Genomic DNA, 13,757 nt, shown 5'->3' on the forward strand with positions numbered 1-13,757 from the left:
CCGCGACGCGTCGCGAGCAGTGCTTTGCGAGATTGCGGATGCCGGACGTTTCGGGTGATGGCCGGGTGTCGGGGGCTTCAGCTAAGGAGGAAGACGGTCTGTCCACTCCCTCGTCAAGGAGGCGTCTTCCATGCGCCGTCATCTCACGCCCCTGCTGGTGTTCCTCGCCGCCACGGCGAGCGGTTGCAGCTTCCTGCGCACGGACGTCCTCCTGGACACGCTCAATGCCCCGGACTCGCCGGAGCCGAAGGACCAGCCGCTCCGGGTGGCGGCGGTGGAGCGCGTGGCGGGGCTGACGCGCGCGCAGCTGACGGACTCCTATGTGGACCCGGCGCGCGCGGGCGCGTGGATGGAGGCGCTGGGCGCGTCTCCGGAGGCCGTGCTGGACATGTCGGCGTGCCTGGTCCAGCACGCGGGCAACGACACGGCGTCCTGCTATGAGAACGCCGAGCGCGCGGGCTACGTCGACCGGACGGTGAGGGCGGCGGCGTGGGGCGTGCCGCTGCCGGCGCAGTCCTTCTCCGCGGCGGCGGCCGAGGAGGAGGTGGACGCGCAGCGCTTCCTCTCGAACGCGATGGGCATCGGCCCGTCGCTCGCGGCGTTGCAGCAGTCGCTGGAGGTACCGCTGACGCGCGAGGTGCTCGCGCAGGGCATCCAGCGGGGCGCGGCATCCGCGGCGGCGTACGTGCGGGCGCGTTCGTGGCGCCGCGACCTGCAGCGGCCCAGCAACGCGGTGGTGCTGAGCGGCGGTGGGGCGAACGGAGCGTTCAGCGCGGGGGCCATGTGGCGGCTGTTGGGCATCCTGGAGCAGTGCCGGGGCAAGCCCGAGCCGGAGGGGTGCGGCGACGCGCGAATCGACCTGGCGGCGGGGACGAGCACGGGCGCGCTCATCAGCACGCTGGTGGACCTGTTCCACACGCCGGGACAGGAGGCGAACGCGCGGCGGCTCCTGCTGGGCAACTACACGTGCACGGTGGAGTCGGACCTGTACTGCGTGAACTCCACGTGGCTGTGGAACCTGGCGGATGACACGCGGGGCCTGGTGAAGTTCGACGGCGTCTACGCGAAGCTGGATCAGTTCATCCATCCGGAGATGCTGCACAACGGCACGGAGCTGGTGTCGGTGTCGGTGGACTTCCAGACAGGCGACGTGTTCGGCGTGAGCGACCAGGATCCGGCGGACTTCAAGCCGGGCGCGTCGGACAAGCAGCGCAAGGGCGGGATGGTGCACGCCATCGTGGCGTCCATCGCGGAGCCGGTGCTGTCGAACCCGGCGGTCAGGCTGCCGTCGGCGACCGGTGACCGCACGGGGACGTACTACGACGGCGGCGTGCGCTCCGGGCTCCCGCTGCTCCAGGCGGTGCAGCGTGGAGCGGAGCGTGTGCTGGTGATTTCGACGGGAGGGATGAACCCGTCACCGTCGATGGATCCGAAGAACGCGATGAGCGTGCTGATGCGCACCATCGACTTGTTCGTGGCGCAGCCGCGCGTGGCGGAGGTGCAGCAGGCGGAGCTGCTCGCGGTGACGCGCCGGCTGGGCGAGTACAACGTCTGCACGCTGCGCGGCGCGACGGAGGACTTCTGCCGCCGCAAGGGCACGGGCTTCCATCCGCGGATGGTGGGGCCGGGGGCGGGGCAGGCGGTGTGGATGGGCTCGGCGCGCTTCGACCAGGTGGCGAGCAGCTGGCGCAGCACGTGGATGTTCAAGCCGGAGACGGGGCTGGCGACGGCGAGCGGCTACTCGTTCACGCCGGAGGTGATGCAGCCGCTCTTCGTGGCGGGCGTGGAGTCCATGCAGAAGCGCTGCAAGGAAGTGCTGTCCCTCTTCGACATCCAGGGCACGCTGGCGGCGCAGGAGTGCGCGCGCCAGCTGGTGGAGGTGGCGGACGAGGCGCGCGAGGCGCTCCCGTCCGTGGCGCAGTGCCGCGCGGACAAGCCGGAGCGCCGCACGTGTGACTGACGCGCGCTACCTGCCGCCGTCGATGACCCACTTGCCCCAGCCGCCGAGCGCGGTCCCGTCCTCGGGCACGCGCTTGCCCTTCGGCGGGGCGCGGTAGACGGCATCCGCGAGCGGGAGGAAGCGGGCCTCGTCCGCGAGCCCGTTCAGCGCGGCGCCCCAGGGGTCGGCGGCGTAGGTGGTGACCTGCACGCGGCGCTCGGCGCCCTCGCCCGCGGGCGCTTCGAGGACGAAGGCGGGGATGGGGTGCTGGGCGACGGTGAACGTCTCCCGGCGCGGCGGCGCGGTGCCGGCGGCGACGGGGGGCCACTGCTGCGGCTGGCTGACGGCTTCGCTGACGGCGTGGAGGAGGGCCTCTTCCAGGGGCTGGGCTTCCGCGTCGCGGAAGTCGGCGCAGGGGGCGTCGCCGGTGGGGCCGGTCCATTCCTTGCGAAGGACGAAGCCGCGCTCGGCGCCCAGGCAGACGCGGCGCACGGAGGACGTGCCGGAGAGGTCCTGGCGCACGTCGTACCAGGTGCCCGGGCCCCAGGGCCGGTCGAGCACGGGCACGGTGCTCGCGGCATCGGAGCCTTGGCGGAAGGACACGAGCGTGAGCTGCTGGCTGCCGCTGGCGCCGAAGCCGGAGAGCGTGGTGCTGGCGTCGAGCAGCCCATGGGTGAGGTACAGCGGGCCGGGCTCATTGGCGTAGAGGCGGTTCTGGAGGGGGCCGTCGCTGGGGCGGCGGTCGTCCAGGAAGCGGCGGGCATCCCAGGTGCGTCCGGCGGCGGTGGTCTGTTCGGCGGAGCGCTGGCCGCGGTGTTCTTCCTTCCAGGGCTGCGTCTCCTCCATGCGCATGGGCAGCACGCGGGGCTGGGAGAGGCGAGGGTGGGCCAGGGGCCTGCCCTGATCATCCGTGAAGGTGACGGTGAGCCACGCCCACGGTGCCTGGACGGCGATGACCTCCAGCGTGACATGGCCGGCCACGCCCACGCCGGTGTCCGCGCCGGGGCGGCCCCGGTGGGCGGAGAAGGCGTACTCCACGCGGTCGCCCACGCGGGCGCGCTGCCACGGTGAGGGCGTGGCGGTGGTGTCGGGGGCGCCTGCGTCCAGCACGGAGGCCTCGGTCGGAGCGGAGGCGTCGGGCTGCTCGGTGGCGGTGGCGGTGGTGCCGTCGGAGGGGGAGACGGCACGGGGCTTCATGCTCTCGCAGCCCGTGGTCAGCAGGAGCGCGGAGCACAGCAGGAAGGGGGCGCGGAAGAGGGGGCGTCGCATGCGGTCGTTAGATACACGGAGCCCCGCGCGGATCCGCGTGAACGGTGTCCGCATGTGCGGCGTCAACGTGCGCTGGTCGACAGCTCGGGGGACTCCAGCCACGTGCCCCAACGGATGAGCCGGCTGTCGGAGCGGTATTCACGCGCTCCTCCATCAGACTGTCGGTACACCCCTTCCGAGAGCCGGTCGAAGCGCACCTCCATGGGTAGCCCCTGGAGAACGGGGCTCCACAGGTCCGTGGGATAGCTCCTGGACCGCATCCAGGAGGCGCCACCGTTTTGAGGAGCAGGGGCTTCTTCGAGGTACGCCACCACGGACGCTTGTCCCAGTTGGACCCGCACCTTCCTGGGGAGCGGGGCTCCGTAGTCACGAGGCTGCCAGGTGGGAATGTAGACGGAGTCGTTGACGAGGTGGATCAACGCATCCTCCAACGCAACGACCTCCGCGCCCTGGAAGTCTTCGCACCGGACTTCGTCCCGCGGTTTTTCCAAAACCTTGCGCAGCAAATAGCCCTGTTCCGCGCCAAGACAGACACGCTTCCTGACGTCACCCCAACTGGCGCGCTCCAGTGTCTCGTACCAGGTGCCCGGGCCCCAGGGGTTGCCCATGACGGGAGGGCGCCCTCCGGAGGTGCCTGAGCCCCGCTGGAATGACACGAGCGCGAGGCGGTGGTGGCTCATCGTGAAGAAGCCACCGGAGAAGGAGACTTCGAGGAGCCCTCGCGTGAGATAGAGCGGGCCTGGAGGCTCCGCGTAGATTCGATGTTGTGTAGGACCGTCCCCCATGGATTCGTCACGGGAGGTGCGCTGTGCCAGCCAACGATGACCGGCGGCGAAGGCCCGGATGCGAACGGGAACGCTTCCCTCGATGCCTGGGGGCGGATGCGCCGGGGCTTGTCCCATCCGCACGGGCAATACGTAGTCGTGGCTCAGGAACGGATGCGGATGGGGCTGTCCGTCATTGCGCGTGACCCGGATGGAGAGCCAGACCCAGGGCGACTGGACGGAAATGACCTCCACGAAGAGCTGGCCCGCTGAAGCGCTGGACCCCCGGCTGGACCCCCCCTGGGCGTAGAAGGCGTACTCCACGCGGTCACCCACGCGTGCGTCCTGCCAGGTGGTGGGAACCTGGACCGAGGTGTCCTCCGTCACATGACGCCTGGCCGTCCCGCAGCCCATGAGCAAGGCCAGGGTCCCCATGGCCCACGCGATGAATCCCTGGTGGAAAGACTGTCGTTGCATCTGGCGGATGCCCCCTGTCTGGCATTGAGCCACGGACTGGCTTCCGGCGCTACTCCACTGAGATCTCCCGGTAGACCACGTCACTGGGGCCCAGCTGGTTCACGGTGTCGACGAAGCGCTCGGAGACGACGATGCGGGTGGTCTCTTCCACTCCGAAGAGGTCGAGGTCCGTGGGGATGGATGCACTGAGCAGCCAGCGCTCCGGTGGAAGCGAGAATCCATGGCGCCCGCAGTAATCGCAGGTGGGCACCCGGTCCCGGTCCTGGATGCACGCGGGATGCAGCTTCACCAGGGGGCGCGCTTCCAGCTCGTATTGCGGCAGCTCCTTCGTGCGGCGGTTCCGCAGCTCCGCCCGGACCGGGATGATGCCTTTCAGCCTGGCCTCTTGAATCGCGGCGAGCGTGTCCTCACGCACGAGGACCTGCCACGAAGGCAGGGCGGTGACGGGTCCGAACCGGCCTATTGCCGTGCCCACCAGTGGGCCGAACATGCATCCCGGCTCAAGCTGGAGTTCTGGAGGAACAAAGGGGCGCACAAGAGCTGCGCGCCGTTGATACTCCTCGCGAGTCTGCGGCCAGCCGCTCTTCAGTTCATCCTTCTCGGGCAGGGCGGACAGGTCCACTGACGGATACGCCGTCATTCCTCCCCAGGCGTCACATCGCGGGCAGAGGATGCTTGGCAGAGCCCAGCGGCGCTCAGCGCGGTACGACCCACTCCAGTGGAAGTTATCCAGATCCCGTGGTGTGGATACCTCGAAGTAGCGCACCTGTCAGTCCTCCACCGATATGGGCGCGAGGTCCACCTGCTGCCAATAGGTCATGGTCAATCCAAAGAGACCGTACTTCTGAATCATCAGGGAGGCGTGGTCGAAGTGCTGTACCCGATCCCGTGTGCGTCCCTGGTCCTCAATGAAGTCTCGCCAGTCCTGGTTCCAGGGTCCGCCATTTGCTCCACGGTGGATGCGTTTGTGCAGGTCCGCATCAATGGCGATGACGTATTGGTGGATGTCGATGTTCTTGTTGACGAAGTGCCCTTTGAACGCCTGCGGGAAGATGTGGTGCCGCTCCTTGGGCCGTTTCGCCCACTCCTCCAGGGCCTTCTGCCGCTTCACCTCGCTGGGCAGCTTCTCGCGCGGATACCAGCGGAACACCATGACGGGCATCGCATCGCCCGGCAGTCCCTGGGCGCTGCCCCACGTCCGCTGCGGCCCACTCCCGGGCGCCACGAACACCGGCGGCGCGAGCGAGGTTCGAGCGCGCACCACGCGGCCCGGCTCCAGGTCCTCGCACCGGAACAGCGCGCAGGTTCCGTCCACGCACCAGGGCGCGAGGCACTGGTCCTCGTCCCCGTCCGCGCATTCACTTCCAGTCTCCGCCTCCGCCCACAAGGCCTCCGGCGAGAACGCCGGAGCGGATGACGTCGACGCACAGCTCCAGAGCAGCCCTACCAGCAGCCAGCACAGTCCGCGCATGCATCCCCCGGGAATGACGCTTCGTGGAGCATGCCAGGGTCGCCACCCCCACCCGGAGTGGAACCGTGTCCCCCGGCGCTGCTAGACCATGGACCCGCAGTCACACCGCACCTGGAGCCCCGCGCATGCCTTCGCCTCTGTCCATCCGCCGTGTCGTCCTCTACAAGCACGGCGTCGGCTACTTCGAGCGCCGGGGGAAGGTGACCGGCAGCGAGACCGCGCACCTGGACTTCAAGGCGCGCGACATGAACGACGTGCTCAAGTCCATGACCGTGCTGGACCTGAACGGCGGCTCCGTGTCCGCCGTGAGCTACGACTCCACCAAGCCCCTGGAGCAGCTCCTCTCCGAAGCCACCATCCGCATCCCCGAACACGGCAGCCTCACCGCGCTGCTCGGCCAGGTGAAGGGCGCCCGCGTCCGTGCCCGCGTCGGCGGCGCGCAGGTGGAAGGCGCCATCGTCGGCCTGGAGTCGCTGCCCGTCGTCCAGGGGGAAGCCAGCGTCGTGCGCCCCTTCCTCACGCTGCTCGTCGGCGCGTCGCTGCGCACCTTCGACGTGCTGGAATTGGGCGAGCTGGAGTTCCTCGACGAGGCCGTGCGCAAGGACCTGGAGTTCTACCTGGCCACCGTCATGTCCTCGTACAAGAAGGACTCCAAGCGGCTGTCCATCCTCACCGCCGGAGAGGGCTCGCGCGAGCTGTTCGTCAGCTACGTGCTGGAGTCCCCCGTGTGGAAGACCAGCTACCGCATCCTCCTGGACGAAGGACAACCGCCCCTCCTCCAGGGCTGGGCCATGGTGGACAACACCGGTGACGAGGACTGGGTGGACGTGGAGCTGTCCCTCATCGCCGGCCTGCCCGTGTCCTTCGTCCACGACCTCTACAACCCCCGCTACCTGCGCCGCCCCGTCGTGGAGGTGCGCTCGGAGACCGGCGTCGCGCCCGTCATCCCCGAGGAGGCCTACGAGAGCGCCGCCGAGCCCCTGATGGAGTCGGCGGACGACGGCTCCTTCGGCTCCGCGGACATGGCGTCCACCATCATGCCCGCCATGGCCGCGGCCCCCGCTCCCGCCCCCCGCATGATGCGGAGCAAGGGCGGCCCGATGATTGGCGGCAGCGGACGCGGCGGCATGCGCGAGGCGCTGGAGCAGAGCACCGCGGTGACGACGCTGACCAAGGAGGTGGGTGACCTCTTCGAGTACGGCGTGGACCGCCCCGTCACCGTACACCGCAACCAGAGCGCGCTCGTCCCCATCGTGCACCGCCCCTTCGAGGGCCGCCGCGTGCTGCTCTACAACCGCGCCACGCGTGAGAAGAACCCGATGGCCTGCATCGAGTTCAAGAACACCACCGGCCTCACGCTGGAGGGCGGCCCCGTCACCATCACGGAGGAAGAGACCTACGTGGGCGAGGCGATGCTCGACACGCTCAAGCCCGACGACGTGCGCTTCGTCCCCTACGCCGTGGAGCTGTCCTGCACCATGTCCGTGGAGGAGGACCAGGAGGACGGCCCGGTGTTCCGCGCGCGGCTCAACCGGGGCACCCTGGTGGTGGAGTTCTTCCACCAGCGCCGCACCAAGGTCCTCGCGCGCAACAAGGCGAAGCGCCCCCAGGTGCTCTTCGTGGAGCACCCGCGCACCGGCTGGGAACTGAAGGACACGGCCACCCCCGCGGAGACCACGGATGGCTTCTGGCGCTTCAAGCGCGAGCTGGCCCCGGGCACCTCCGACACGCTCGTCATCACCGAGCGCACCAAGGGCCACCGTCAGTACTACCTCGGCAACCTGGGGCTGGAGGAGGTCACGTTCTTCCTCGACTCGCGCTTCATCGACCCGCGCGTCGCCCAGGCGCTGCGCGACGTGGTGGCCATGCGCGAGAAGCAGTCGAACGTCGCCCGCGACCTCCAGCGCCTCAACGACGAGCGCACCCAGCTCTTCAAGGACCAGGAGCGGATCCGCTCCAACATCGACTCGCTCAAGAGCGGTGCGTCCCAGCGCGAGCTGGTGGAGCGCTTCGTCACCAAGCTCAACGCGCAGGAGGACCGGCTGGAGAGCATCGGCCGGGAGCTGGAGCGACTCGAGCAGGAGCGCACCCGCCTGCAGGCGGAGACGAACCAGCGCATCGAGTCGCTCTCCTACGAGGCGGACCTGTAGCTACTTCGCGTCCGCGCGGAACACCTCGCGGCCCGCGACCACCGTCAGCCGGACCTGCGCGGTGAGCAGGTCCGCCGGGGGCGCGTCCACGGGGTCCACCGACAGCGCCACGAAGTCCGCGTCCATGCCCGGCTTCAGCCGGCCGCGCTGGGCTTCCGCGAAGGACGCGTAGGCCGCGCCCACCGTGAAGCCCTCCAGCGCCTCTTCACCGCTGAGGCGCTGGTCCGGGTGCCACCCGCCCGGAGGCTGGCCGCTGGCATCCTGCCGCGTGCGCGCCGCGTACAGCCCCGCGAGCACGTCCGGCCGCTCCACCGGGAAGTCGCTGCCCAGCGCCAGCACGGCGCCCGCGGCCTTCAGCTTCTGCCACGCGTAGGCGTTCTGGATGCGCTCCGCGCCCACGCGCTTCTCCGCCCAGGGCATGTCGCTGGTGGCGTGCGTGGGCTGCACGCTCGCGATGAAGCCGTTCGCGCCCAGGCGCTGGATGTCCTCGGCCGTCATGATCTGCGCGTGCTCCACGCGGGGGCGCGCGGCCTTCGTCCCCGTGGCCGCCAGTTCGCGCGACAGCGTGTCCAGCAGCAGCGTGTTGGCGCGGTCGCCAATCGCATGCGTGGCCACCTGGAAGCCGCGGCCCACGAAGGCGTGCACGCGCAAGGCGTACTCCTCCGGGGACAGCAGCAGCAGGCCGCGGTGGCCGGGCTCGTCGCTGTAGGCCGCGCCCAGCGCCGCGCCCCGGCTGCCCAGCGCGCCGTCCAGGGTGAGCTTCACCGCGCGCATCGTCAGCAGCTTGCCCTGGAAGGGGCCGTCCTTCAGGTACTGCACGCGGTCATCCGTCTGGCCATCCGCCATGGCGTAGACGCGCAGGGGCAGGGTGCCCGCCTTGTCCCAGGCCTGGAACAGCTGGAACGTGCGCAGGTCCATGCCCGCGTCGTGCACGCCGGTGAGGCCCACGCGCGCGCAGTGCTCCAGCGCGGCCCGCATGCGCGCCTCGTGCTGCTCCCGCGTGGGCAGGGGCAGCGCCTTCAGCGCCAGGTCCATGGCGTTGTCGATGAGCACGCCGCTGGGCTCGCCCTCCGGCAGCCGCAGGATGCTGCCACCCTGCGGATCCTTCGTGTCGCGGGTGATGTTCGCGCGCTTCAGCGCCGCGCCGTTGAGCCACAGCGCGTGCCCGTCGATGCGCCACAGCACCACGGGCGTGTCCTTCAGGTGCTCGCCCATGTCCGCGACGGTGGGGAAGCGCGGCGTGTCCCAGTCGTTCTGGTCCCACCCCTGACCCACCAGCCAGTCACCCTGGTACGCGGTGGCCGGAGCCTTCTCCAGCCGCTGGCGCACTTCCGCCAGCGACGCGGTGCCCTCCAGCCGCACGCCCGCGAGCGCCTGGCCCAGCCCCGCCAGGTGCCCGTGCGAATCCGTGAGGCCGGGCACCACCGTCGCGTCACCCAGCTCCACCACGCGCGCGGTGGTGCCCGCCGCGGCGAGTACCTCCTCACGTGTGCCCACGGCCAGCACCTTGCCGTCCCGCACGGCGAGCGCCTGGGCGTCCGGCTTCGCGGCATCCAGCGTGCGGATGCGCCTGGCCACGTACACCGTGGGCGCGTCCGCGACCGCCTGCTCCGCGGGCGCTCCCTCTGGCACGCGCCGCGAACAGCCCGCGCCCGCACACAGGACCAGCGCCCCCAGCATCCAACCGAGACGTCCTCGCATCATCCGCGCACCCGCCATGACCGTTCGCCCGGGCAGGAAAGTCCCGGGACATCGCGCGGCACTCTGACGCACGCCCCTCGCGACGGCCAGTCCCGCGAGTCACCGGTGCCTAGCGCCCCACGCGCAGCGTGTATGTGTAATCAATGGGCGCGCCGAAGGGCGCCAGGGCCTGCACGCGCACCACGTGCGCCCCCGGGGCGAGCTGGAGCATCAGCCACCACCCGTCCGTCACGCCGCGCTGCTCGCCTCCCACGAGGCACGGGTCTGGAATCTTCCCCACGAGGCTGGGGTCCGCGTCGAAGGTGAACAGGCCGCTGGTGTGACGGTGACGGCGGGTGTCCACGCGCCGGCCATCCACGGTGACCACCAGGTCCTGCGTGCCATTGTTGAAGTCGATGGCGCCCTGGCGGAGGAAGGCCTCCAGTGACTGGCCCGGCGCCGGTTCGAAGGACGGGTCGGGGCACGGATAGTCATTGATGATGACCCACAGCGGCACCAGCACGGGCCGGTTCCGAGGGACGCGGCAGGTGCGCTGGTACGTGGTGTCCAGGTCATACGTGGGGACGAAGTAGACCGGGCCGTCCTGGTCCTCGTCGCAGTCCTGCTCCAGCCGCAGCATGGGGCTGCGGTCCGCCGGCACGCGGAAGTGCCAGCGGTACCACTCCTTCGCCCATGCGGTGATGGGCCGGCCGTACACGCGGGCACTCGGTGGCAGCACCACCGCGCCCCAGCTCCGCGCTTCCAGTGCTTCATCGGAAGAGGCGGCGGGATCCGGCGTCACCTCGTCTGGCATTGCGTCCGGCGCGCAACCCATGAGCCATCCCGTGAGCACCGCCACCGCGATGATGTGCGTCTGCATGTGTGGACCCCTCCTTGAGAAGAGGGCTCCAAACTACGGATGCACGGGCGCGCGGGATTGTACGTGCTTGCGCGGTCCACGCCCCGCGTGCGCCGCGGCCCGGTACTCGCCGGGCGTGACGCCGAGGGTGCGGCCGAAGTGCTTGATGAGGTGGCTCTGGTCCGTGAACCCGGCCGCGAGCGCCACCTCCGCCATGGGCAGCGGCCCCGCCAGCAACTCCTGCGCGAGCCGCAGCCGCAGGGCCCGCTGGAACACCTGCGGCGTCTGTCCGAACTGACGGTGGAACGCGCGCACCAGGTGCCACGGGCTGAGCCCCGCGACGCGCGCGAGCATCTCCAGGGAGAGGTTGCGCGTGGGATGTGCCTCCAGCAGCTCGCGCGCCCGCTTCACGCCCTGCGCGCACTGGGTCGCCCGCCGCCGGTGGGGCAGGCTCGCGTGCCGGCGCAGCAGCGCCACCAGCAATCCCAGCAGCCGCTCCTCGCGCTCCAGGTGGGAGACGCCGCCGCCCTTCAGCGCGTCGAAGGTGACGGTGAAGCGCTCCAGCAGGGCTGCGTCCTTAAGCACGGGAGACGTGAAGCCGGGCAGGGTGCCCGGGGGCGCCCCGGTCTCCTCCGCCGCGCGGATGAGCAGCGGGGGCGGGATGTAGAGGATGCGATACGCCCACCCGACGCTCGGGTCCGCTTCTCGGCCTTCGTGCATCTCTCCAGGAGGCACGACCAGGAAGCTGCCCACCGAGGCCACCACCCGCTGCCCTTGCAGGTACAGCGACTCCGCGCCCGCATCATAGGCGCACAGCGAGAAGGCATCGTGCGAGTGCTTGGGAAAGGTCCATCGGGTGTATGCCGCCCGGTGAAGCTCCAGCCCTGGCACCTCCGGGGCCACCCAGAAGCCGTCCCTCTGCTTCGTGCGTCGCATGGCTCCCCCCGCTGGCGTGCGCCCTTCCAGGGGAGGGAACGCACGGCGGGTGAAAGCATATCGGACGGGCCAGGACACGCGGCCCTGGAGGGCGTATGGAGCAACGGGTGAGCACTGTCACCCCTCGCGGCATCTGCTTCGACCTGGACGGCACGCTGGTGGATTCGCTGCCGGACATCATCGACAGCTTCCTCCACGGCTTCACGCACCATGGTCTGCCCGCGCCCTCCGTCTCGGAGGTGCGCGCGCTCATCGGCCAGCCGCTGGAGGCCATGTACACGCGCTTCGCGCCCGAGCACGCCACCACGCTCTGCGTGGCCTACCGCGAGCACTATCCGCTGAACTTCCACCGGCGCTCCCGGCCCTTCCCCGGCGTGGAGCGCGTCCTGCGCACGCTGCGCGAACGGGGCTACCTGCTCGCCGTCGCCACCACCAAGCGCGGCGACATGGCGCGGCGCTTCGTGGACGCGATGGGGCTGGGCGGCCTGCTGCACCACGTGCAGGGCACGGATGGCTTCCCGCACAAGCCCGCGCCGGACGTCATCCACCACGCCCTGAAGGCGCTGGGCACCGGCGGCCTGTGGATGGTGGGTGACACCACGCTGGACCTGCGCGCGGGCCAGGCCGCGGGCCTCAAGACCTACGCCGTCACCTGGGGCACGCACGCCCACGAGGAGCTGGCCACCGCCACCCCGGACGACCTCCAGCCGGACCTGGAGCGGCTGCTGCACCACCTGCCGCCGCTCGTCTGAGCCCAATGACACTCAGTGCTGCGTGCGCGGGTGCAGCGCCTGCACCTGGCGCACCTGCTGGCGGCTGTTGAGCGGCAGGGCCGGCAGCGTGAGCTGATCCAACTCACGCGGGCCGATGAGCTGCACCACGTCCTTGCGGAAGAGCAGGTCCAGCGTCCAGCCCATGGCCACGCGCACCTTCGTCTCCAGCTTCGGCAGCTTGAACAGGTAGATGGTGCGCCAGAGCACCCACGCGAAGGTGCCGGAGAACTTCAGCCCCAGGATGCGCGCCACGCCCGAGCGCTGGCCAATCGTCGCCAGCTGCCCCAGCATCCGGTAGCGGAACGGCTTCCCCGGCTGACCCTTCAGCGCCGCGCACACGTTGCGCGCCACCGTCACGCCCTGACGGAGCGCGTGCTGCGCGGTGGGCGGGCAGGGCTTGCCTCCGTTGGTGACGTCCGGCACCGACGCGCAGTCGCCCAGCGCCCACACGCCCGGGAAGCCGGGCACCTCCATGCGCTCGTTCACCTTGAGCCGCCCGCGCTCCTTCTCGCACGGCAGCGTGCACAGCAGGGACGGCGGCGTGACGCCCGCGGTCCACACCACCGTCTTGGTGGGCACCACCGTGCCGTCAGGCAGCTCCACGCCCGCCGCGGTCACGTCCCTCACGTGGACGCCGGTGCGCACCTCGATGCCGTGCTCGATGAGCTTCTTGCGCGTGTACGCGCCCAGGTCCTCACCCAGCTCCGGCAGCACCTCCTTGCCGCCATGCACCAGCATCACGCGCACGTTGGCGTGCTGGATGTTGGGATAGAAGGGCAGGGCGCCGTGGATGAAGTCGTTGATGGCGCCCGCCGTCTCCACGCCCGCGAAGCCGCCGCCCACCACCACGAAGGTGACGATGGCGTTGCGTGCGCCCGTGGCGATGCAGTCCGCGTCCGCCTCCTCCAACCGGTCGACCAGGCAGTTGCGCAGGAGCATCGCGTCGCCCAGCGTCTTCATGGTCAGCGTGTAGTCGCGCGGGCCCGGCTTGCCGAAGAAGTTCGTCTCCGAGCCCATGGCCAGCACCACGGAGTCGTACTCCAGCGTGTGACTGTGGCCGTCCAGCCCGCCGTGCGCCACCGTGACCCGCTTGGACTCCAGGTCCAGCCCGCTGACGTCGCCCTCCACGAACGTCATGCGCGGCAGCAGCTTGCGCAGCGAGATGACGATGGCGGTCGCGTTCAGGTCGCTCGCCGCCACCTCGTGGAGCATGGGCGTGAAGAGGAAGAAGTTGTCGCGGCTGACGAGCGTCACCTCCACGTCGTCCCGCTTCCCCAGCAGCCGCTCCAGGTGCAGCGCCGCGTACATCCCCGCGAAGCCGCCCCCCAGGATGAGCACCCGCTTGCGTGGCGGCGGCGCGTCCACGCAGAGCCCTTCCGACTTTCCGTCCGCTCCCATGCCCGCCTCCTCACGGCGCGAAGAACACCATCCCCCAATGT

The 13,757-nt window shown here is 70.3% G+C and carries 11 protein-coding genes; 3 read left to right on the plus strand and 8 right to left on the minus strand.

The window, feature by feature from the left end; genetic code table 11:
- Nucleotides 1-130 precede the first annotated feature (130 nt).
- Nucleotides 131-1,960 (plus strand): patatin-like phospholipase family protein, encoded by a 1,830-nt coding sequence (locus tag D7Y21_RS00590; RefSeq protein WP_121710565.1) that lies wholly within the window; start codon nt 131-133, stop codon nt 1,958-1,960.
- 6 nt (nt 1,961-1,966) lie between these two features.
- On the opposite strand, the gene D7Y21_RS00595 is transcribed toward D7Y21_RS00590, so the two are convergent.
- The 4 genes from D7Y21_RS00595 to D7Y21_RS00610 all read right to left on the minus strand — a co-directional run bounded on the left by D7Y21_RS00595 (nt 1,967) and on the right by D7Y21_RS00610 (nt 5,920).
- Nucleotides 1,967-3,208 carry a DUF6068 family protein gene (locus D7Y21_RS00595; RefSeq protein ID WP_121710568.1) on the minus strand — a complete coding sequence of 414 codons (1,242 nt, stop codon included), beginning with the start codon at nt 3,206-3,208 and terminating at the stop codon, nt 1,967-1,969.
- A gap of 62 nt (nt 3,209-3,270) precedes the next feature.
- Nucleotides 3,271-4,449 (minus strand): DUF6068 family protein, encoded by a 1,179-nt coding sequence (locus tag D7Y21_RS00600; RefSeq protein ID WP_147469156.1) that lies wholly within the window; start codon nt 4,447-4,449, stop codon nt 3,271-3,273.
- 49 nt (nt 4,450-4,498) lie between these two features.
- Nucleotides 4,499-5,215: a double-CXXCG motif protein gene (locus D7Y21_RS00605; protein ID WP_120562427.1), complete on the minus strand. Its 717-nt coding sequence runs from the start codon at nt 5,213-5,215 to the stop codon at nt 4,499-4,501.
- A 3-nt stretch (nt 5,216-5,218) separates the two neighbouring features.
- On the minus strand, nt 5,219-5,920 hold the full coding sequence (locus D7Y21_RS00610) for a TIGR02269 family lipoprotein (protein WP_121710572.1): 702 nt from the start codon (nt 5,918-5,920) through the stop codon (nt 5,219-5,221).
- 125 nt (nt 5,921-6,045) lie between these two features.
- Here D7Y21_RS00610 and D7Y21_RS00615 point away from each other — a divergent pair, with 125 nt between their 5' ends.
- Complete coding sequence (locus D7Y21_RS00615) at nt 6,046-8,070, plus strand: hypothetical protein (protein WP_120562425.1); 2,025 nt, start codon at nt 6,046-6,048, stop codon at nt 8,068-8,070.
- Here D7Y21_RS00615 and D7Y21_RS00620 read toward each other — a convergent pair whose 3' ends face one another.
- From D7Y21_RS00620 to D7Y21_RS00630, 3 genes are all read right to left on the minus strand, one after another.
- Entirely contained in the window at nt 8,071-9,774 is a 1,704-nt protein-coding gene (locus tag D7Y21_RS00620) for an amidohydrolase (RefSeq protein ID WP_370037910.1), read from the minus strand. It abuts the gene before it with no gap.
- A gap of 106 nt (nt 9,775-9,880) precedes the next feature.
- Nucleotides 9,881-10,630 carry a hypothetical protein gene (locus tag D7Y21_RS00625; RefSeq protein ID WP_121710576.1) on the minus strand — a complete coding sequence of 250 codons (750 nt, stop codon included), beginning with the start codon at nt 10,628-10,630 and terminating at the stop codon, nt 9,881-9,883.
- Between the two features lie 33 nt (nt 10,631-10,663).
- Nucleotides 10,664-11,545, minus strand: a complete 882-nt coding sequence (locus D7Y21_RS00630) for an AraC family transcriptional regulator (RefSeq protein ID WP_121710578.1) — start codon at nt 11,543-11,545, stop codon at nt 10,664-10,666.
- Nucleotides 11,546-11,640: 95 nt separating this feature from the next.
- On the opposite strand from D7Y21_RS00630, the gene D7Y21_RS00635 reads away from it, so the two are divergent.
- Nucleotides 11,641-12,297, plus strand: coding sequence for an HAD family hydrolase (locus tag D7Y21_RS00635; protein ID WP_370037912.1), 657 nt, complete (start codon nt 11,641-11,643; stop codon nt 12,295-12,297).
- 12 nt (nt 12,298-12,309) lie between these two features.
- Here D7Y21_RS00635 and D7Y21_RS00640 read toward each other — a convergent pair whose 3' ends face one another.
- A complete protein-coding gene (locus D7Y21_RS00640; protein WP_121710579.1) occupies nt 12,310-13,716 on the minus strand; it encodes an NAD(P)/FAD-dependent oxidoreductase in 1,407 nt (468 codons plus the stop codon).
- Nucleotides 13,717-13,757: the final 41 nt, after the last annotated feature.

The organism is Corallococcus sp. AB045 (genome assembly GCF_003668895.1).
GTDB classification, from domain to species: Bacteria; Myxococcota; Myxococcia; order Myxococcales; family Myxococcaceae; genus Corallococcus; species Corallococcus coralloides.

Bases quoted from the DNA above. Each gene is read 5' to 3' on its own strand.
- D7Y21_RS00615 (WP_120562425.1), top strand. From the start codon at position 6,046: ATGCCTTCGCCTCTGTCCATCCGCCGTGTCGTCCTCTACAAGCACGGC.
- D7Y21_RS00630 (WP_121710578.1), bottom strand. From the start codon at position 11,545: ATGCGACGCACGAAGCAGAGGGACGGCTTCTGGGTGGCCCCGGAGGTG.
- D7Y21_RS00635 (WP_370037912.1), top strand. From the start codon at position 11,641: ATGGAGCAACGGGTGAGCACTGTCACCCCTCGCGGCATCTGCTTCGAC.
- D7Y21_RS00620 (WP_370037910.1), bottom strand. From the start codon at position 9,774: ATGATGCGAGGACGTCTCGGTTGGATGCTGGGGGCGCTGGTCCTGTGT.
- D7Y21_RS00610 (WP_121710572.1), bottom strand. From the start codon at position 5,920: ATGCGCGGACTGTGCTGGCTGCTGGTAGGGCTGCTCTGGAGCTGTGCG.
- D7Y21_RS00595 (WP_121710568.1), bottom strand. From the start codon at position 3,208: ATGCGACGCCCCCTCTTCCGCGCCCCCTTCCTGCTGTGCTCCGCGCTC.
- D7Y21_RS00640 (WP_121710579.1), bottom strand. From the start codon at position 13,716: ATGGGAGCGGACGGAAAGTCGGAAGGGCTCTGCGTGGACGCGCCGCCG.
- D7Y21_RS00625 (WP_121710576.1), bottom strand. From the start codon at position 10,630: ATGCAGACGCACATCATCGCGGTGGCGGTGCTCACGGGATGGCTCATG.
- D7Y21_RS00600 (WP_147469156.1), bottom strand. From the start codon at position 4,449: ATGCAACGACAGTCTTTCCACCAGGGATTCATCGCGTGGGCCATGGGG.
- D7Y21_RS00590 (WP_121710565.1), top strand. From the start codon at position 131: ATGCGCCGTCATCTCACGCCCCTGCTGGTGTTCCTCGCCGCCACGGCG.